Source organism: Streptomyces sp. NPDC001851 (assembly GCF_040297165.1).
In the GTDB taxonomy this organism is placed as follows: domain Bacteria; phylum Actinomycetota; class Actinomycetes; order Streptomycetales; family Streptomycetaceae; genus Streptomyces.
In genome coordinates, this window is the sequence record NZ_JBEOYR010000014.1 from 220,691 (window position 1) to 238,562 (window position 17,872).

General features: G+C 68.0%; 17 protein-coding genes and 3 pseudogenes. 13 read left to right on the top strand and 7 right to left on the bottom strand.

Features of this window, described 5'->3' with window-relative positions; genetic code table 11:
- Nucleotides 1-121: 121 nt before the first annotated feature.
- A pseudogene (locus ABT171_RS22425) lies at nucleotides 122-806 on the top strand (hypothetical protein); the annotation flags it as partial.
- Between the two features lie 20 nt (nucleotides 807-826).
- On the top strand, nucleotides 827-1,477 hold the full coding sequence (locus ABT171_RS22430; RefSeq protein ID WP_351246418.1) for a serine/arginine repetitive matrix protein 2: 651 nt from the start codon (nucleotides 827-829) through the stop codon (nucleotides 1,475-1,477).
- A gap of 68 nt (nucleotides 1,478-1,545) precedes the next feature.
- On the opposite strand, the pseudogene ABT171_RS22435 reads toward ABT171_RS22430, so the two are convergent.
- Both ABT171_RS22435 and ABT171_RS41935 read right to left on the bottom strand, forming a co-directional pair.
- A pseudogene (locus tag ABT171_RS22435) lies at nucleotides 1,546-2,459 on the bottom strand (hypothetical protein).
- 40 nt (nucleotides 2,460-2,499) lie between these two features.
- Nucleotides 2,500-3,117 carry an ATP-binding protein gene (locus tag ABT171_RS41935; protein WP_503076140.1) on the bottom strand — a complete coding sequence of 206 codons (618 nt, stop codon included), beginning with the start codon at nucleotides 3,115-3,117 and terminating at the stop codon, nucleotides 2,500-2,502.
- A gap of 149 nt (nucleotides 3,118-3,266) precedes the next feature.
- Here ABT171_RS41935 and ABT171_RS22445 point away from each other — a divergent pair.
- The 9 genes and pseudogenes from ABT171_RS22445 (at nucleotide 3,267) to ABT171_RS22485 (ending at nucleotide 11,618) form a co-directional block, all read left to right on the top strand.
- A pseudogene (locus ABT171_RS22445) lies at nucleotides 3,267-4,054 on the top strand (helix-turn-helix domain-containing protein).
- Nucleotides 4,051-4,254 (top strand): DUF397 domain-containing protein, encoded by a 204-nt coding sequence (locus ABT171_RS22450; RefSeq protein WP_351246420.1) that lies wholly within the window; start codon nucleotides 4,051-4,053, stop codon nucleotides 4,252-4,254. Before ABT171_RS22445 ends, ABT171_RS22450 begins: the two are co-directional and overlap by 4 nt.
- Nucleotides 4,255-4,501: 247 nt before the next feature.
- Complete coding sequence (locus ABT171_RS22455; RefSeq protein ID WP_351246422.1) at nucleotides 4,502-5,005, top strand: DUF2563 family protein; 504 nt, start codon at nucleotides 4,502-4,504, stop codon at nucleotides 5,003-5,005.
- Between the two features lie 1,856 nt (nucleotides 5,006-6,861).
- Nucleotides 6,862-8,010 carry a type VII secretion-associated serine protease mycosin gene (mycP, locus tag ABT171_RS22460; protein ID WP_351246478.1) on the top strand — a complete coding sequence of 383 codons (1,149 nt, stop codon included), beginning with the start codon at nucleotides 6,862-6,864 and terminating at the stop codon, nucleotides 8,008-8,010.
- A 338-nt stretch (nucleotides 8,011-8,348) separates the two neighbouring features.
- Entirely contained in the window at nucleotides 8,349-8,786 is a 438-nt protein-coding gene (locus ABT171_RS22465; RefSeq protein ID WP_351246424.1) for a hypothetical protein, read from the top strand.
- Between the two features lie 68 nt (nucleotides 8,787-8,854).
- Entirely contained in the window at nucleotides 8,855-10,183 is a 1,329-nt protein-coding gene (locus tag ABT171_RS22470) for a hypothetical protein (protein WP_351246426.1), read from the top strand.
- A gap of 29 nt (nucleotides 10,184-10,212) precedes the next feature.
- On the top strand, nucleotides 10,213-10,707 hold the full coding sequence (locus ABT171_RS22475; RefSeq protein ID WP_351246428.1) for a hypothetical protein: 495 nt from the start codon (nucleotides 10,213-10,215) through the stop codon (nucleotides 10,705-10,707).
- 61 nt (nucleotides 10,708-10,768) lie between these two features.
- Nucleotides 10,769-11,278 (top strand): hypothetical protein, encoded by a 510-nt coding sequence (locus ABT171_RS22480; protein ID WP_351246430.1) that lies wholly within the window; start codon nucleotides 10,769-10,771, stop codon nucleotides 11,276-11,278.
- A gap of 109 nt (nucleotides 11,279-11,387) precedes the next feature.
- Nucleotides 11,388-11,618 (top strand): hypothetical protein, encoded by a 231-nt coding sequence (locus ABT171_RS22485; protein WP_351246432.1) that lies wholly within the window; start codon nucleotides 11,388-11,390, stop codon nucleotides 11,616-11,618.
- A gap of 102 nt (nucleotides 11,619-11,720) precedes the next feature.
- Here ABT171_RS22485 and ABT171_RS22490 read toward each other — a convergent pair whose 3' ends face one another.
- From ABT171_RS22490 to ABT171_RS22510, 5 genes are read right to left on the bottom strand one after another with little or no spacing between them, the layout of a single operon-like run.
- Nucleotides 11,721-13,025, bottom strand: coding sequence for a YrhB domain-containing protein (locus ABT171_RS22490; RefSeq protein WP_351246434.1), 1,305 nt, complete (start codon nucleotides 13,023-13,025; stop codon nucleotides 11,721-11,723).
- Between the two features lie 2 nt (nucleotides 13,026-13,027).
- Nucleotides 13,028-13,333, bottom strand: coding sequence for a YrhB domain-containing protein (locus ABT171_RS22495; RefSeq protein WP_351246436.1), 306 nt, complete (start codon nucleotides 13,331-13,333; stop codon nucleotides 13,028-13,030).
- Nucleotides 13,333-15,063 (bottom strand): putative T7SS-secreted protein, encoded by a 1,731-nt coding sequence (locus ABT171_RS22500; protein ID WP_351246438.1) that lies wholly within the window; start codon nucleotides 15,061-15,063, stop codon nucleotides 13,333-13,335. Before ABT171_RS22500 ends, ABT171_RS22495 begins: the two co-directional genes overlap by 1 nt.
- Nucleotides 15,063-15,725, bottom strand: a complete 663-nt coding sequence (locus ABT171_RS22505; protein WP_351246440.1) for a hypothetical protein — start codon at nucleotides 15,723-15,725, stop codon at nucleotides 15,063-15,065. The genes ABT171_RS22500 and ABT171_RS22505 overlap by 1 nt, the downstream gene beginning before the upstream one ends.
- Nucleotides 15,722-16,333, bottom strand: a complete 612-nt coding sequence (locus ABT171_RS22510; protein WP_351246442.1) for a hypothetical protein — start codon at nucleotides 16,331-16,333, stop codon at nucleotides 15,722-15,724. The genes ABT171_RS22505 and ABT171_RS22510 overlap by 4 nt, the downstream gene beginning before the upstream one ends.
- A 565-nt stretch (nucleotides 16,334-16,898) precedes the next feature.
- On the opposite strand from ABT171_RS22510, the gene rpsJ reads away from it, so the two are divergent.
- Nucleotides 16,899-17,207 (top strand): 30S ribosomal protein S10, encoded by a 309-nt coding sequence (rpsJ, locus tag ABT171_RS22515; protein ID WP_003948644.1) that lies wholly within the window; start codon nucleotides 16,899-16,901, stop codon nucleotides 17,205-17,207.
- Between the two features lie 16 nt (nucleotides 17,208-17,223).
- On the top strand, nucleotides 17,224-17,868 hold the full coding sequence (rplC, locus tag ABT171_RS22520; RefSeq protein ID WP_103781446.1) for a 50S ribosomal protein L3: 645 nt from the start codon (nucleotides 17,224-17,226) through the stop codon (nucleotides 17,866-17,868).
- Nucleotides 17,869-17,872: the final 4 nt, after the last annotated feature.

Sequence of the window (17,872 nt, forward strand, 5' to 3'; positions counted from 1 at the left end):
CACCACTCTCTCCCTTCACTCTTTGTCATGCCGCTGAGTAAATGGGAGTGGAGGGCTGCCGTATGTGTGGCGCGCAGAACTGTGCTGGGAGCCGGCCTGACCGCTGTGCCGGTGCGGAGCGGATCGCCCGCCAGCTGCCGATGTCCTGTTCCCAGCGGTACGGCGTATCGAGATGCCCCCGCGAGCCGAGCTGGGCGTGTCGGTGGACGGGGCGGAGGACGCGGGGGAGTGGCGGCCGGGCGGTTCGTCCAGGGAGCCGTCCTTGCCGCCGTTCAGCCCGTACCAGACCCGCCCGCAGCAGTACGTGGAGATCTTCAACAGGGGCCGCGCGCCGTTCGACTACGAGGTCCGTTCCTCGGCGCCGTGGCACGCTGACGGTGACCGGGGCCGGGACGTCGGTGACGCTGTCCTCTCCCGGCGAGGTGACGGTGCGGGCGTACGTCTCTCCTCGTAACCCGGCTCTTCCGGGCGTAGCAGGCCTGAGCTACGGCATCTCCCTCGACGACGGCCCGATCCGCACGGTGGACATCACGGCGGGCGCGGACGTCGGGGGCCTGAACGCGGTGTGGGCGCGCAACACCTCGGACAACGTGAACCGCACGTCGACGCGGCACACCGTGGGCTCGGCCGGGGTGCACCGGCTGACGTTCTGGATGGTGGATCCGACGGTGGTGGTGCAGCGGTTGCTGATCGACACGGGCAGGCTGCCGGAGTTGTACCTGGGGCCGCTGGAGAGCCGGCGGGCAGGGGCCGCTCTGCGGCAACGGGGCGGTGAGGCGACAGGCACTGGCCACCACGGCGAGTGATTGCCCTACGATGCGATGTCGTGGCGATACAGAACCCTTGGGGAGCTCCGTACGGCGGCCCGCCGATCCCACCTCCGGCCATCCCGGCCAAGGATCTGCGGCCGCGGCGCATCTGGTACCTGGTGGCCGCGCTGCTGGCTCTCGTCCTGGTCGGCGCGGGTACCGCCTTCCTCGTGGTGACGGTGAAGGACACGCTGCACTCGGTCGACACGGCCCGGAGCTTCTCCAGCGGCGACTCGCGGACGTTCAGCTTCGTGAAGGGGGAGAGCAAGGCGATCTACGTCTCCCAGTCCGGGAAGGGGCACGTCGAATGCCGGATCCCGGAGATGCGGTCCGGGTCGATGACGCAGCCGGACAGCAGCTTCCGCATCACTGTCGGGTCCCGCACCTGGGACCGCGTCTTCGAGGTGAAGCCCGGCAGCAGCGGCGACTACGCGCTCACCTGCACCTCGGAGCTGCCGGCCGAGTTCGCGCTGGGGGACAAGCCCCGGGTGGGTGCCACGTTCGGCGGCATCGCCGCAGCGATCGGCTGCTTCATCACCGCGTTCGCCACAGCCGTGACCATCATCGTCGTTACAGCCGTCCGCCGCAGCCGCCACCGCCGTCGGCTCGCCGCAGCGTGGGCCCCTCCGCAGCAGTGGGGCCCACAGCCGCCTGGCCGGGCGTATTAGCGCCGGGTGTATCAGCGTGCTTCGTTATGCGCCGGGATCCTTGACCTGACCGCGCGGGCCGCGCGATGTCAGGAGGAGGGCCCGTCGGTCTGTTCGGCGAAGATCTCTTCCGCCGTGGCGGCGGTGACGGCGCGCCGGTGCCAGCGGCGCAGGACCTCGGGGTCGCCGCAGCCGGTGATGCGCTCACGGGCCTCTTCCGAGATGTCGATACCACGCACGTCCAGGACTTCCAGGACGTCCTCGGCGGCGCGTCGTGTCTCGCCTTCGACGCGGGCTTCGGCGCGGGCTTCCTCACGGATCTCTTCGACCAGGTCCGACTTGTAGAAAGACAGGTCCACGGCCACCAGTTTCCTCCACAGTTGTGCGGCTGGGTGCTTGCCCAGGCCTTGTGCGACGAGTTCGATGATCGGGCCGACGACGCTCTGCGGTGTGTCCTGCAGGACGGTCGTCATTGATTTGAGTATGGCCCCGACGTCCGGGCTCTTGGCGTGTGTGATCGCGGACAGCGTGGCGAGGGCCAGGTCCTTGCGGACCTCGGCCGGATCGGTGATCAACGGCACGTTGTGCGGACCGGCGACCAGCGGACGCAGGGTGAGGAGCGGCCACTGGCGAGGGCCGAAGCAGACGGCCGCTCGGCCCATTCCGCGGTGGCGCGGTCCTGGCAGACGACCAGCAACATCGGCTGCAGTCGGTATTTCGTCAGCAGGTACGAGGCGTAGTACGCCCAGCTCGCGGGCTTGTCCGGGTCCTTCTTGCCCTGGGACTCGACGGCGAGGAGTAACGGCTCGTCGTCTTCCGTCTCCAGTCGCAGGAGGGTGTCCACGCGTCGTTCGACCGGGCTGGTTTCGGTGAGATCGTTGGGCAGGACGGTGACGGATGTGGGTGGAGAGAAGTCGACGCCCAGCACCTCGGAGAGCCGGGAGAAGAGCCCCGGGTGATCCTGGAAGATGCGGTGCATCGCCTCATGGGACGAGCTGACCATGGTGTGGTTTCGGGTCCTTTCGTCGGTGGCTTGCGGCCGTTCAGGTGGCCTGCATGGAAACGGGGATGCGGGGGCGGCAGTTATGCAGCGGCCGGGCTCGGGGGCACGGAAGACACGGTTGCAGCCGTCGCAGGTCTGCAGCGGGTGCCGTACAGGCGGCGGGGTGGCCGGTGCGCGGAACGGCGGTGGAGGCGGCAGTTGGGCGGTGAGGCGGTGGGCCAGCAGGGCGCCGGGCCGGCGGATGCTTTCCGGCGGCAGGTCTTGAGCGCCGGGCGGGAGGGGTGGGGCTTGGCGGGGTTCCTTTCACCCTGGTTTCTTTCCAACCCTGTCGCCCATGGGCGACGCCCCAACGGTCGGCGAGGGCTTCCACGAGCACGAGTCCGCGCCCCGATTCCCCATCACCAACCGGCTGTTGAAGCTGAGGCAGACGGTCACCGCACGTGTCGGTGACTTCGATGCGCAGCGTCTCGCCGACGACGTAGAGCAGCAACTGGAAGTCGAGGCCGGGTACGCGCCCGTGGGTGGCAGCGTTCGCGGCGAGCTCGGCGACGATGTACGTTGCCTTCTCCAACGGCAGTTCTCGCGACCGGAGTTGCTGTTCGGTGAGCAGCCGGGCGAGGCGGGCGCCGCGTGGCGTGGGAGACAGCCGGACGCGCATTTCTCCATTCACATCACTCAGCGTGGCCGAACCTGCTTCCCGTGGATGAGTGACAACGCCTCTACGTACGGTGACTGTCCCCGCTTTGTCTCGCTGTCTCCGCTGTCTCAGGCGTTGTACGGGTGCGATTACGCGTCGGAGGGGGAGTCATGGGCGAGTGTGTAGACGAGGCGGGTTGGGACGTCGAGCCGGGCGACGAGATCGAGCCGGTGGTGCAGGCGGTGGGGCGGTTGCTCAAGGTCTGCCGGGAGGCGGCCGGCGTGACGGTGCCCGAGCTGGCCGAGGCCATGGGGTACGGCGAGTACATGATCCGCAAGATCGAGCGGGGCGCCCGCATTCCCCGGCCGGAGTTCCTGGACAGGGCGGACACCTTCCTGAAGGCACAGGGGCATCTGCGGGCCTTCATGGCGGACATGAAGAAGGCCCGCTATCCGAAGAAGGTCCGGCAGCTGGCGGAGATGGAGGAGCGGGCGGTGGAGATGCTGCTGTACAGCAACCACAACATCCATGGCTTGTTGCAGACGCCGGAGTACGCACGAACTCTGTTTGAGATGACGCAGCCTGCGCTCGTCGAAGACGTTGTGGCGCGGGAGACCACCGCTCGCGTGGCTCGACAGGCAGTCTTGGAGCGGGAGCCTGCCCCCACGCTCAGTTTCGTCCAGGAACAGGTGACGCTCGAACGTCCCTACGGTGGGCAGATGGTGCTGCGCCGACAACTCGAACGCCTCTTGGAGGTGGATCGCAAGGCCTGATCGAGGTGCTGAAGTTCGCCGACGGCACGGCGATCGGACGTTCCGACGGCGCGTTCAACGGGCGCCCGGTCTCGAACCCCAAGGATCTCCGCATTCTTGAACTGCGCTATGGCATGATCCGGGCGCAGGCTCTCACGCCGAGGGAGTCGCAGGCCTTCATCGAGCGAGCACTGGGGAGACTATGAGCACCGCCGAACTCCACTGGTTCAAGAGCAGCTACAGCAGCAGCAGCGAACCCGGCGACTGCCTCGAAGTCGCCCCCACCCCCACCACCATCCACATCCGCGACTCAAAGAACACCGAAGGCCCCCGACTCACCCTCACGCCGGAGGCGTGGACCGACTTCCTGGCCTACGCCTCCGAGAGCCGGGGCTCTCACATCTGAGTACGAGCACTCATGTGCCGCCCCACGCCCCAGGGTTGAGTAGAGCCGAGTCCTACGAGCCAACCCCCTGGCCACGCCGGGCTGACGCCGACCGATTTTGATCGCTTGCGATACGAGACGAGTCGGGACTGTCACTGGTCGTAGCTAGAGTTATTGGTGAGGCCTTGGCCTTCGACCACGCGGGGAGGATGCTGTGCTGCCGAGCGACGCCGGGGCGGGCGGGCAACCGTCATCGTGGGTGTCCCGCATGTTCGACGAGGCGTGGGACGCCGCCGCCGACCTGGCCACAGAGCTGTCGTCGTTCACGAAGTTCCAGAAGCGGGTCGACGACCTGATCCGCGATCTGAAGGGTTCGGCGGCGGGACCGGGCAAGGTCGGGCAGGAGCAACTCGTACGCCACCAGTTGGGCGGCGGGGGCGCGGAGTGGGCAGAGGCGGCCGGCCTGTTCACCAAATACGAGGCCGTCATCAGTGATCTGGAGACCCTGTCGAAACTGCTCTCCGACTCGATGGAGGGCATGAATATCGCGGTGCTGGCCTCGCACAAGGGCTACCAGAACATCGACCTGGACATCCGTGACCGTATGGCCGCGATCAGTACGGAGACGACGGAACATTACGGCGGGAGCTACGACCCCTCGCTCCCGCAGAAGACGCATCATGCGAGCGGCCATGGTAGTGGCGGCGAGGCCAAGGGAAGCCAGCCGTCGGCGCAGACAGGCAACGGCGGCGACGCGGGAGGCTCGATCTGATGCCGCGCGGTGAGGGCACCCCTTTCGAGGACATGAGCCACGAGCAGATGCTCGCCTGGCTGGACCAGGCGGACCCCGGCATGGTGCAGTCCGCGGCCGACCGGCTGACCAAGGCGGCCGAGGAGATCAACAAGATCGCCGAGGAGCTCAAGGTCCGGCCGCAGTGGGTGGAGTGGAAGGGCGAGGGCGCGGACGCCTTCCGTACATGGGCGGGCGACCTGGCCAACGCCACACTCCGACTGGGCGACTTCAGCGACGGCGCGGCGAAGTGGCTGCGGGAGGCGTCCGCGGCGATCGGGAACGCGCAGGTGTCGATCCCCCGCGACACCCACACCGCGCAGACCAACCTGGACGCGGCAACGGCCGCGCACAACGACCCCGACGCCTCCACCGTCAGCGCCAAGTCCAAGGCCGAGCTGCAGGCATTGGCGACCCACAGGGAGAGGGTGCGTCAGCAGGCCGCGGCGGAGATGCGGAAACTGGGCGAAGCGTACTCGCACTCGGCCACGCAGATAAATGTGCTGGAGAGGCCCAAGTTTCCGCCGCCGAAGGCGCTTCAGCCAAAGTCGCAGAGTGTCAACGAAAACGAAATCGTCGCGCGCGGCGGAAACGGGGCTGGGACATCCCCATATGGAAGCGCAGCACCCGCGCCGACGGCTGCGGTGGGAAGGCAACAGACGGTGCCCGGAGTGCATCAGGACGGAGCTGTCGCAGCCCATGCATCCGATGTGCGGGGCGGTACCGGCCGTGCGACGGTCCACCAGCCGTTGCCTGAGGTCCCGGCCCACGTAGGCACAAAAATCGACGAAACGACGATTTCGCCACCGGCACCAACCGCGCATCCCATACATACGGCTCCGGGCCCGGTCGACGTGCCGCTAGGGGGCCGGGCTGGAGGCGGAACGCCGCCGCCTTTGGGCCCTCTTCCGCTGCCCTCAGGCCGCGGCCCCGGCCTGCCAGTCAGCCCTGGAGGCCCGGGGCGTACGGTGGCGGGCGACCGTCCGATGCCCATGCCACGACCGGAGGTCTCGGAGCCGACACCGAGCCGGGGGCCAGTCACTGGAGGCCCGGGGCGTACGGTGGCGGGCGGCCGTCCGATGCCCATGCCACGACCGGAGCTCTCGGAACCCGCACCGACACGTGGACCAGCCACCGGCGGCACGGCCACGCCCAGGGGCCCCGTGGGCCCGGCGCAGCCAGTGACGGGAGGCCGTACGCCTGCGATGCCTGGGCGAGCGGTCACCGGTGAGGCACCTGGACGCGCGCCCGTCAGCAGGGGCATCGTCGGTGGTCGCCCGACCGTACCTCCTACGGGGCAGCCGGCCAGCGGGTTGCCGCGGGGTACGGTCGTGGGCGGCGAGGCGCCCGTGTCCGGCACAACTGGGCGTGGGCCCGCCGGTCGGACCATGGGCGCTGGTCCCAGAGGAGCGATCCCTGCCCAGGTGCCGGTCCAGACCGAGCGGCGAGGTAGGTTTCCGTCTGCCGAGAAGGGCATCGTGGGAGGTCGCCCACAGCAGCAGGAGCGTTCGGCCGACGGTCCGTTCAGGCGCACCGCGACCCAGTCGGGAAGCACGGAAACACCTGGTGCGTCGGTGAACGGTTCCAGGTCGTCAGCCTCGCGCCGGAACGGCGAGCGGAGCGAACCGACCCGCAAGCGCGCCGAGCGGCGGAAGAACGGGCACCCGAAAGACCCCCGATCAGCGCCTCCCGCCACCGACTGACGCCCTCAGTCACAGCAGCCCGGAATCAAGAGAACCGCCTGATCGCGAGAACCAAGAGGGAAGCGGATGCCTGCCAACAGGTTGAGGAACGGCCGTCTTGGGAGCGTTGTCTCCGGAGCCGTCGGCTTGCTGCTGGTGGGCATGACCGCCGCACCCGCCCAGGCGGAGACCATCCGCGAACAGCAGTGGTATCTCACGGCCATGAAGGCCGACCAGATGTGGCGCACAAGCACGGGCAAGGGCGTCAAAGTCGCGGTCATCGACTCGGGCGTTGACGGCAACATTCCTGACCTGAAGGGACAGGTGCTTCCCGGCCTGGACGAGGCGCCGAAGTCGGCGGGGGACGAGCACACGAGCTACAACGGCCACGGAACTACGATGGGCCTCCTCATCGCGGGCACCGGCAAGGCGAACGGCGGTAGTGGCACCTTCGGTCTCGCGCCGGGGGTCAAGATCCTTCCGATCCGTGTACCGGACCGAGGCTTGGACGCCGACAGGTACACCGATGAGTTCAGCAAAGTAGTGAGCCGGGGAATCCGGTACGCCGTCGACTCCGGCGCCCAGGTCATCAACATCTCCATGAGAACGTACAAAGGCTCTGACGAGCTCACCGACGCCGTGAAGTACGCCCTGAACAAGGGAGCACTGATCTTTGCCGGATCCGGTAATGACGGCACCTCGGAAGTCGAATACCCCGCAGGAACTCCGGGAGTGGTGGCGGTGGGCGCCGTAGGCCGTGACCTCCGCAAGACGAAGGAATCCCAGTACGGTCCACAGATCGACATCGCCGCCCCCGGCGACGAGATGTACCACGTCTGCCCGAACGGCAAGGACCTCTGCCGCTCCCACGGCACCAGCGACGCCACCGCCCTCGCCTCCGCCAGCGCCGCCCTCATCTGGTCCAAGCACCCGACATGGACCAACAACCAGGTCCTCCGCGTTATGCTCAACACCGCCGGCGCCCCCACGGACGGCGCCAAGCGCAACGACTCCATCGGCTACGGCATCGTCCGGCCACGCATCGCCCTGCAGAACCCCGGTAATCCGGGACCGGCCGATGTCTACCCGCTGCCGGACTTCCCAGCAGCACCCTCCCCGTCGCCCTCTTCTAGCACCGCTGCTTCCTCGGACCCCGCCTCGCAGGCAAAGGAGGGCGCAGCGTCAGCCGAAGCTTCTTCCGACAAGGGAGGCAACAACACTCTGTGGGTCACACTGGGCATCGGAGCTGCAGTACTCATCGGCGGAATTGTTGCTGCTGTCGTCACAAGGAGACGTCGCTACTGAGAAGCACGGGTGTCGGCTGGTCGGTGGGCGGCATCCTGATGACGCTGCCGCGTTTGGTGTGGCGGCCACCATCGTCGTCGTCACCGCCGTCCGACGCAGCCGCTACCGTCGACGGCGCGCCGCTGCATGGGTCCCTCCGCAGCAGTGGGGCCCGCTACTCTCCGGTCTTGCCCCAGGGCCCCTGCCTGGCCCGTTGTCTTACGAGTTGGTGCGGGCTTGTCACAAATCAGCACCCATCGCCCTGGGGCAGTGGGCAGATCGCTACCCTGGCAGGTGCACGCTATGCGCACGTAGACGGGGGTAAAGGCTTCGTGGCTGACACAGCAGGAGAGCAGCACATGACCGGAAACACGGCTGCCCAGCCAGTCGGCATGAGGCTGAACCAACTGGCCGAACCAGGGGGCGGGGGCGGTTCCTTCGGCGGTCAGCCGCGTCTGGTGTCGTCGCCTGCTCAGAAGCAGGCCGCGGCGAACGAGATCGAGAAAAACATCGAGCCGGGCACCCGCACGGCAGGAGCCTACGCGGACCACGAAACAGACGCTGTGGTGAAGGCGTTCGGTGCGAAGGACGGGGGTGGCTGGCTGACGTCCGGAGCCGTCAAGGCGGCGCACAAGAAGTGGGGCGAGCAGGTCAAGAATCTCGAGAACATGTTGTTGGCGGACAAGGGCGCGCTGCGGGCCGTCAACCGCACACTGACGGGCACGGACACCGGTGTCGGCGCGGCGGTGCGCAGGCCGTCGGTGTTGGACCAGTACTCACAGCCGCCGAAGAACTGACCTCTGTCTGATCCCACTCGTATGCCATTGCACTCAACGGGGACCCTGTGCCGACGTACCACGAGATCATGACGACCGACCTGTCCACGCTCACCACGGCAGCCGATCGCTGGGACGGGCTGGCGAAGGAGTTCCATAAGCAGGAGACGGCGTACGCGAAGGATGTACACGGCATTACCCTTGGCCCGACATGGCAGGGATACAGCAGCGATGTCGCCCAGCAACGCCTCGGCTGGACTCTCAAGGAGTTCCAGAAGGCCCAGGTCGAAGCCAAGGCGATCGCTTCGCTTCTCCGTGACGCGCACACCCAGTTCGTGGACCTGCGCAAGAAACTGGAGTCGGCCCGGGACGGGGCTATCGCAGCGGGCATGAAGCTAACCGACCAGGGTGTGGTCTCGTACGACACCGGGAAGCTCAGCCCGGGGGAACGCCAGGAACTGGCACACGACCCCGACTCTCAGGAGAGCGTCCGCAAGTCCGTCGCCTCCTGGCAGGCCCGCATCGACCAGTGCGTGAAGGACCTGGACGATGCTGACAAGGACGTCGATTTCGCTTTCAAGACCGTTGTCGTCGATGCCGACGCCACCGACGGCACCCTCAACGGCTTCAACGGCAAGGCACAGGGTGACCTCGACAAGTACAAGGCCGAGGAGCCGTCCAAGGACCACAAGGCCCACACGAAGACCGACGGGTGGCAGTGGCACGGCACGGGCAAGGCGACGGGTCCCAGCGCCGGCGCCTCCGCCAGTGGTCCCAAGTACGGCAAAGAGGGTTCGGCCAAGGTATACGCCGACCTCGACCACCTGACCGGGGAAGGAACGCTGTCCAACGGAGACCTGAAGCTCTCCATGACCGGCGATCTCGTAGTGGGAGCCAGGGCGTCGGCGTCTGGTGCCATGACAGACAAGGGCATCTCCGGATCCGTCGAGACATCTGCGGGAGCACGGGCCCTGGTGGAAGGGCGAGCCGACTACGGGTATCTCGGCGGCGGCTACGTGAGGGGGACCGGATTCGACGGTGCCGAAGCCCAGGCCAGTGCCGGCGCGGGCCTCGAGGGCCTCAACGCTGGCGGGAAGGTGTTCGCCGGGGCGAAGGCCGGTGGCGCCGTGGGAGGCGAGGTCGCTGGGATCGGCGCCGGTGCCACGGCCGAGGGATGGGCCGGCGCAGGCCTGGAGGGCAAGGTGACCTTCGGCAAGGGCGACGACGGTAAGTTCCACATCGGCACGAAGGTGGGCGCCGCGCTCGGAGTCGGCGGCGCCGTGGGCGCGGAGTTCACCATCGACCCGGACAAGGTGAGCGCTGCCGCCGGCGATGCGGCCGATGCCGTGGGAGACGCGGCCGACGCCGTTGGTCACGCCGCGAGCTCACTCAAGGACGACTTCACCAGTTTGTTCTGATGGATACCCCCGTGGAAGGAACGACCCTGATGGCCTCGACCCTGCCGGTACCGATCGAATTCCGCCTGCCGGACGGGTGGCGCCCGGCGCCTCCAGAGGAGATCGGCGCTCCTGAGGCTGCCTTCGTCGCGCTCCATCCCCAGCCGGACGCTGGTTTCACCGCGAACATCACCGTCGACGGCGAGTTCCGTCCGGGTGCGGCGCTGTCCGAACTCGCCGACGAGTCGGTTCAGCGCTTGCAAGGAGTCGCCGATTCGGTGGTGGTGGTGAGCCGACGCGAGGTTGGCTCCGAGGCCGCGCCCGCCTTGACCCAGAGGCTGACGTTCTCAGCCGTCGTGGGCGGGGCGCGTCGTGGCCTCGTCCAGTCCCAGGTGTATCTGGCCCTGCTGGACGCCGAGGATCCGAGTAAGCGGGCGGTGATCCGGGCGTACCTGACCGCCACTGCGGCACAGCACGACGCCGTCCTGGCGGATTTCCAGGAGTTCATTCGAACAGTTCGTCCAGACGCCGGGGCGGCATCCTAGTGCGTCCCACGGCCCATTGATCACATAATGAGTAATCAGACATTTACAGGTGGTTGATCCAATGGGCTTTTTCGACCTGTTCACCGGCACCAAGCGCCCGAAAGGTGGCGTCGCACCGCGATCTGCCCAAGAGGTCCGTGCGGCATTGCTCGCGATCAACCGGCCGGATCTGCCCTATGTCGTGCGCGCTGGTGCCGCTGAAGGCTCCGAACTGGTGGCAGAGTGGCGTATCCGGGATCCCGCCTGGCACGCATTCTTCGCCCGGACGCAGGTGAGCCGAACCATTCAGATCCGGATGCGCCTCGTCCCGGAGAGCCACGAAGTCCGTGCTCTCGACCGGCAGTGGGAAGTCAACTGGATCGGGGGAACACCTCGGCTGACATTGTCGGCAGAGCAGTCCCGCGGGCAGGCCAGGACGGTCTCCCGGCGCTGGACGGTCGAGCGGGGTGCTGATGGCAGACTCCAGACGACGGAGGAGTTCCTCTTTGACTCCGCAGAGCTGAAGACACCTCTGCAGGAGGCGGTCCTCAGCGCGGGGTGGACATGGCGCGGGGTCCTGTTCAGACTGTGATCCCCACGTGCAGCCCCCGGTTTACCCATGTCACACGCGGTGTATTCGCGTGGCCTACGCGGATAGGTCGGCGGTCGGCGGTCAGGACAAGGGGCGGTAACCAGAAGTCATGGACCTTGCAACCCTGAAGGCGCAGGGGCAGGTGGCGCCGCTCGGCAACGGTTGGCCGGGCTTCGTCCGGTACGACGGGTCGGCGGAAGTCGTGGTCGCCCTTGGCTGTCAGAACAACAAGGATAGGGCTCTGGTGGCGTACGGCGATCTGCTTCAGTGGCCGGAGGACATCAACCCCGTTGCGATCGCCCCCGCAATGTCGCCCTCCGGTTGCACCGGTGTCGGGTAGGAATCCGTTCTGACCCACTCCGAGATGCAGTCCTGTCCGCCGAGAGTGGGCCAATTCGCTGCGCCTTGGTTGCCGGAACGAACCGACGCTGACGAATCGGAGTCACCGGTAGCGGATGACGTGCAGGCCGTGTACGCCCGTCGGGTCGAAGGACACCGGCTTGTCCGACGAACCGTCGATGACCAAGACGCCATCCTGTTGCCGCACCGCGTTCACCAGCCAGCCCACAGCCTCGCGGCCGCGGCCGTCCGTGCGGCGGACCCATACCAGGGCGCGGGCACCGACCGGCAGCGCCGACACCGCGTCCAGCGTCGCCTGCCAGTCCGGATGCTCCGTCACGGACAACACCTGGCCGAGTTGGGCGATCGTCGGCTCGTACCATGACGCATGCTCCGCGGCAGGCGGTGCGGGCAGGCTTGCCGTGCCCGGATCCTCGCCGGCGTCCCAGCGGGCCAGCCAGGCCCAGGGGTCCGAGTTCGGCAGACCGAACGGCGCGGTGTCGTCCTTCGGTACGACCACCGTCGCGTCCAGCATGGCGTTCTGCCACTGCCCGTCATTCAGGAAGCGCCTGCTGTTGCAGGAGAAGACCCAACCGCGCTGCGTCTCGTCCTGGGCGGTCGGCCGGTCCAGTTCCACCTGCCCGCGATAGGTGTCGTCGAGCCAGAGCCGGGCCTTCGCGACCGCCGAGGCGAAGTCGGGTGCCGTTCGCCGCCACGGAGGGCGGCGACCCGCGGACGCCCCGGGCAGGGCCCGGAGGAGGACGATCTCGCGCAGCAGCGGCGCTGTGTCGAGCCGGCCGAGTGAAGCTGTCAGGCCGTCCAGGAGAACGACCTGGCCTTTGTGGTTGTGGGCGTACAGCAGGTTCCCACTGGCCTCTCGGCCGCCGATCTCGCGGCGTACCCAGACCAGGCCCCGGGTGTCCGGTCCGGGCTCGGCGACTGCCCTCACCACGTCGTCCCAGTCGCCGACGGCGACCTTCTCGAAGCCCGGGAAATACCGGCGGCCCATCCTGATCCACCAGCCGGGTGCCTCATCGGCCGGGCGCCAGGGCAATGCCACCGAGGGACAGCCGTTGATCGCGGTGTGGACGGCGATCACGCAGCCGCGGGCATTGATCCGGCGCGGCTGGTCCACGACGCGGGCGGCGGCTTCCTGCGGCCCGGCGGGCTCCAGGTCCGCGAGGGGAGTACTCGGTGCTGGATGGAAGGGCGAGCCACCGTCCCTCGGCACCACGACGGATGACGTGAGCATGGGCGTGTGCGGGTATCCCGGCTGGGGCAGGGTCCGGCAGGCCAGCAGCCATGCCGTGGCCGTCTCGTGCACCGGGTGGGGCGAGGCCAGCTCCACCAGCCCGCCGTAGGTCATGTGCAGCCAGGCCGTGGCCCGCTGTACGGGACTGCTCGACAATGTCAACGGCCCTTCTGCGGGGGCCAGTTACCGGTTGCACACAGGTCCATGTACTCGGCCACGGGGAGATGAGTCGGGGGGAGGTGGGCACCCGCCCCGGCGTGCGGCACGACGACGACGGAGCTGAACGGAGCCATCATCGGGTCGCCCGTGTCGAGGTGCTCCCTGAAGTCGAAGCGCACCGTCCAGCCGTAAGGAAACTCGATGGCCGTGTCCGGCAGTACGACCACGGATTCGGCCCGGTCGGGGTAGGCGAGGGTCTTCAGGAAGTGGGCGGCCGCCGCCGCTGCTTCATCCCTGGTCAGCATCATCCAACTCCATTTCGATACGGGATGTGCCCGATATAGGAGACATTCGGCTCAAGGATTCCGAGACCCCCGCGCTGACCATCCAGGAACACGACACCGTGCTCCGTGTTCAATCCCTGGAAGATGTGCGCCGTACCGTCGGGCCGGGCGATGTACACGGCACTCCTGGAACCCACTCCTCGCGACCGGAGATCGCGGACGAGGTCATCGTAGGAGTCCACCTTGTCGTAGACCCCCTTGGGTCTGTCATGGAGTCCGAGCTCCTTCGGGTCGACATGGTCGGGTGCGTGCTTGGGCGCGGCACTGACCTCTTCACCGTTCAGCCGGCGTTCCACCGCCACGACGTTGTGACTGCAGTTCTGTGTGTATCCGGGCATGCCGGTGTTGTTGACGTCCTTGATGAACGGGAACTCGTCGTCCAGGAACTTGTCCGCCGTGGCCGGATCCACCGAGTGGTAGTGAATGGCCTCCTCGGACACATGGTCCGTGGACCGTGCCAGATGGCTCCACTTCGTTCCCGCGGCGGCATCCGCGCCCGCGTGTTCCAGGCCGCCCTTGGCCATGTTCGCGGCTGTGACCTCCGCGCCCTCCTCCGCTGCCGTGCGCAGGCCGCCGGCCGCGAGGCCGGCGCCGTCCGTGCCGACCAGCTGCGGCAGCAGTCGGCCCATGAACTCGGAAGGGTCCTTCTCGAAGCCGTCAACGGCTGCCTTGAGCGCCCGCTCGGGGTGCGCGGCCGTCGAGACCAGACCGGAGAGCGTCATCGAGACGCCCTGCAGGTACTCGGCCGGGTGGGTGAGGTTGTACGGGTCCATCGGGTCGAGGCCGCGTACGAAGTTGACCAGCCCGGCCGTGCCCTTGACCACGCCGCCGGCGACGTGCAGCAGCTCCGTGGTGGCGGCTTGTGCGCCGTCCGTGAAATCGTCGCCGAGGCGGTCCAGCGGCGGCGGCTCAGCAGGCGCGTGGGCCAGGGCCGCCTTGATCTTGCCGTTGGCGGTGGTGGCGGCGGTGTTGCGCTGTTTGCGCGCTTCACCGAGCTTCTGCCGGGCTGCCTCGATGTCGGCCTTGCCGGGGTCGTGGAACGGCTCGGGCTCCGGGCCCGGGTCCTCGTTCGCCTTGATCTTCGCGTTGTAGGCGTCGATGCGCTTGTTGTACGCGCTGACGGCCGACTCGGACGCCTTCTTGCCGTGCGCGTAGAGCGCGATGGCTTCCCTGGCCTGCTCCTGCGCCCACTTCACGGTCTCCGCGTAGGCCGTCAGCGCGTCCGAGGCGGCCTCGCACGCGTCGGCCGCGTACAGCCACTTCGCCGGGTGCACGTCGAGCTTCTTGCGGAAGGCGTCACCGCCGTGGCCCTTCCAGCCGGAGGAGTCCACCTTCTTCAGGCCGGCGCTGACCTTTTCGAAGGCGGTGAAGAAGTCCTTCAGGTGCTTGGCGGTCGCCACGATCTTGCCGTGGTCGCCGTGCACCAGATCCTTGGGGTCGTCGCTCTCGCCGAGCTGCTGCTCGCCAGGCGTGGCACCGAGGTCCGAGGCGATCTCGTCGCCCCAGTCCTCCACTTTCCGGGCCGCGCCGTGGTAGCCGGCCGCGTCAAGCCCTTGGCCGATCTTGTGAGCGCCGTAGTCGATGCCTGCGCCGACCACCTTCTTGGTGTCGTCGGCGAGCTTCTCGCCTTTGTCGAGGGCCCAGTTGGCACCGTCCTCCAGGCCGTGCCCGATGTCCCCGAGGAGGCCCATCAGCCCTCACCCCCGCCCTGCTGCATCCGGGCGCGCTCCTCGGGCGAGGGGCCGAAGGTGTCGTCGAGGAACTTGTCGTACTGCGAGTCCGACACGCCGAAGGCGCCGTGCATGTCCGCCGGGTTCATGCCCGGCAGGCCGGTGATGTGGGACGTCATCACGTCGCGGCCGGCATCCTTCCAGCCCTGGAGACTGGTGTCGTAGGCCCGCTCGAAGGACTGCTTGCTGTAGTCGGGGTGCAGGTCCTGGGTGGCGATCTGGCCCCACCCCTGCTTGGTGACCTCGTCCTCCGACGCGTGCGGATTTCCGATCAGCGAGTTCAGCCCGATCTTCATCGTGCCTTTGACGTACTGATCGGTCTCGTAGTACGTCCCGGCCGCCATGCCCGTCTTCGCGGCCAGGGCGTTGCCCTCGTTGATCAGCGAGCGCACGCCCCACTCCCAGCGCTCGCAGAAGGAGTGGAAGGTGCCCGTGAGGGTCTCGTCGCCCAGTTCCAGGCCGGACAGTTCCAGCTGGCTGAAGCCCCGCCCGGCACCCGCCATGCCGACCATGCCGAGGTCCTTCAGCTCGCCCAGGGCCAGGGTGAGCCCCTGCGCGATCTCGTCGAGGCCGCCGGCCGCGAGGTCCGCTCCGCTTGCCGGCGCTCCCGCGCCCCCGTTCATCGCTCCTCCTCCGCCGGGCCGGTCGCAGCCGCGTCGCCCGCATATCCCCTGTTGACCGCGTACGCGTCCGGAACGATCCCCGCGACCGGCGGAAACAGCACCGCGCGTTCCTCGCCGTCGGCCGCGTCCAGCGCGACACCGCAGGGCACCCCCGCCCGCGGGACGGCCGTGTCGAGAAGCCGGGCGCCGAGCACCGTCTCGTACGCCCACTCCTCGCCGCCCTGGCCCCGGGCCAGCGCGTAGCGCGCGAGCGCCGGCTCGTCGGAGAACGCCATGATCCAGCGGACACGACCGAAATCGACGGTCAGCCACCCCTGGTCCTGGACAGGGACGAGCACGGCCGTGTCCCGGAACGTCGCGAGCGCCTCGGTGAACCGGCTCCGCCGGGCGTCGGCCCCTGCCTGGTCGGCCTCGGGCGAGCCGGGCGGCGGTGCGGCCGCGGCCTGTGACCCGGCCTGTGGCCGGCGGGCCGATGTCCTGGCAGTCGTCTGCGTGGCGGAGGCCGGTGGAGAATCCGGGTGCCGTGCGGGACCGGCCATGTCCGCGTAGTCGGCGAGACGTGAGCGTCGAAACGGCGCCTGCTCGCCGCCCCTCCCCAAGTCAGTCATGCGACAAACGGTGGCACAAGAGTGATCGTCGCCGGCCACCGCACCCCGGGGTGGTCGCACGCGTCCCGAAGGTGTCCACAAGACCTTCACGCGCCGGCATCGCCTCGCGGGGCCGCCCCAGGACCGGCCGGCCTCCGCCCCCGGTTTGACCTACGTCACGCCCGGGGTAATCTCTACGGCTCGATTGGCGGTCTGCCCACCCCATATGGCAGACTGTCCGAGTTGCTCGGTCGAGTGTTGATGCTGCGCGCCTCCCGCCGGGAGGACCGGAAGCGAGTCCCACAGTACTCGTCGCCCTAACTGCCTGAATGGCAGCACTGGGGCGGACGTACGGGAATCTTCCGGGAAGTGTGGGCGCGGCACCGGCCAGGCGCCCGGTGGGCCCGAGGTCCCCGGTCCGCGGTTCCGGAAGGGCCGTCGCATTCCCCGCAGGGATGTTCGAACAAGGGGCATCTGTGTCAGCGGGAGCGCGACACGCCCGACCGCGTGGGTCGGAGGAGTGACGGCAGCAGAAGGAATCCGCCGGGTTCCAGAGCGTGAGAAGAGACAGGACTACTGAGTAGCCATGGCGGGACAGAAGATCCGCATCCGGCTCAAGGCCTACGACCACGAGGTCATCGACTCCTCGGCGAAGAAGATCGTCGAGACGGTGACCCGCACTGGTGCGTCGGTCGCGGGCCCGGTGCCGCTGCCCACTGAGAAGAACGTGTACTGCGTCATCAAGTCGCCGCACAAGTACAAGGACTCGCGCGAGCACTTCGAGATGCGCACGCACAAGCGCCTGATCGACATCCTCGACCCGACCCCCAAGACCGTTGACTCTCTGATGCGACTCGACCTGCCGGCCGGTGTCGACATCGAGATCAAGCTCTGAGGCTGGTGGGCTGAGAATGGCTAAGCAGATCAAGGGCATCCTGGGCGAGAAGCTCGGCATGACGCAGGTGTGGGACGAGAACAACCGTGTTGTTCCGGTCACCGTCGTCAAGGCCGGCCCCAACGTCGTGACCCAGGTTCGTACCAACGACGTCGACGGCTACGAGTCGGTCCAGATCGCCTTCGGCGAGATCGACCCGCGCAAGGTGAACAAGCCCCTCAAGGGCCACTTCGCCAAGGCCGACGTCACCCCCCGTCGTCACCTCGTCGAGATCCGCACCGCGGACGCCTCCGAGTACACGCTGGGCCAGGAGATCACCGCCGAGGTGTTCGAGGCCGGCGTGAAGGTCGACGTCACCGGCAAGAGCAAGGGCAAGGGCTTCGCCGGTGTCATGAAGCGCCACAACTTCGGTGGCCTCGGCGCCGGACACGGCACCCAGCGCAAGCACCGCTCCCCCGGTTCCATCGGTGGCTGCGCCACCCCGGGCCGTGTGTTCAAGGGCCTCCGCATGGCGGGTCGCATGGGCAACGAGCGGGTCACCACCCAGAACCTGACCGTCCACGCCGTTGACGCGGAGAAGGGTCTGCTGCTCATCAAGGGCGCGGTTCCCGGTCCGAACGGCGGCCTCGTCCTGGTCCGCACCGCGGCCAAGGGGGCCTGAGGTA

Bases quoted from the DNA above. Each gene is read 5' to 3' on its own strand.
- ABT171_RS22465 (WP_351246424.1), top strand. From the start codon at position 8,349: ATGACCGGAAACACGGCTGCCCAGCCAGTCGGCATGAGGCTGAACCAA.
- ABT171_RS22500 (WP_351246438.1), bottom strand. From the start codon at position 15,063: ATGGGCCTCCTCGGGGACATCGGGCACGGCCTGGAGGACGGTGCCAAC.
- rplC (WP_103781446.1), top strand. From the start codon at position 17,224: ATGGCTAAGCAGATCAAGGGCATCCTGGGCGAGAAGCTCGGCATGACG.
- ABT171_RS22510 (WP_351246442.1), bottom strand. From the start codon at position 16,333: ATGACTGACTTGGGGAGGGGCGGCGAGCAGGCGCCGTTTCGACGCTCA.
- ABT171_RS22495 (WP_351246436.1), bottom strand. From the start codon at position 13,333: ATGCTGACCAGGGATGAAGCAGCGGCGGCGGCCGCCCACTTCCTGAAG.
- ABT171_RS22485 (WP_351246432.1), top strand. From the start codon at position 11,388: ATGGACCTTGCAACCCTGAAGGCGCAGGGGCAGGTGGCGCCGCTCGGC.
- ABT171_RS22450 (WP_351246420.1), top strand. From the start codon at position 4,051: ATGAGCACCGCCGAACTCCACTGGTTCAAGAGCAGCTACAGCAGCAGC.
- ABT171_RS22480 (WP_351246430.1), top strand. From the start codon at position 10,769: ATGGGCTTTTTCGACCTGTTCACCGGCACCAAGCGCCCGAAAGGTGGC.
- ABT171_RS41935 (WP_503076140.1), bottom strand. From the start codon at position 3,117: ATGCGCGTCCGGCTGTCTCCCACGCCACGCGGCGCCCGCCTCGCCCGG.
- ABT171_RS22475 (WP_351246428.1), top strand. From the start codon at position 10,213: ATGGCCTCGACCCTGCCGGTACCGATCGAATTCCGCCTGCCGGACGGG.
- ABT171_RS22455 (WP_351246422.1), top strand. From the start codon at position 4,502: ATGTTCGACGAGGCGTGGGACGCCGCCGCCGACCTGGCCACAGAGCTG.
- ABT171_RS22470 (WP_351246426.1), top strand. From the start codon at position 8,855: ATGACGACCGACCTGTCCACGCTCACCACGGCAGCCGATCGCTGGGAC.
- rpsJ (WP_003948644.1), top strand. From the start codon at position 16,899: ATGGCGGGACAGAAGATCCGCATCCGGCTCAAGGCCTACGACCACGAG.
- ABT171_RS22505 (WP_351246440.1), bottom strand. From the start codon at position 15,725: ATGAACGGGGGCGCGGGAGCGCCGGCAAGCGGAGCGGACCTCGCGGCC.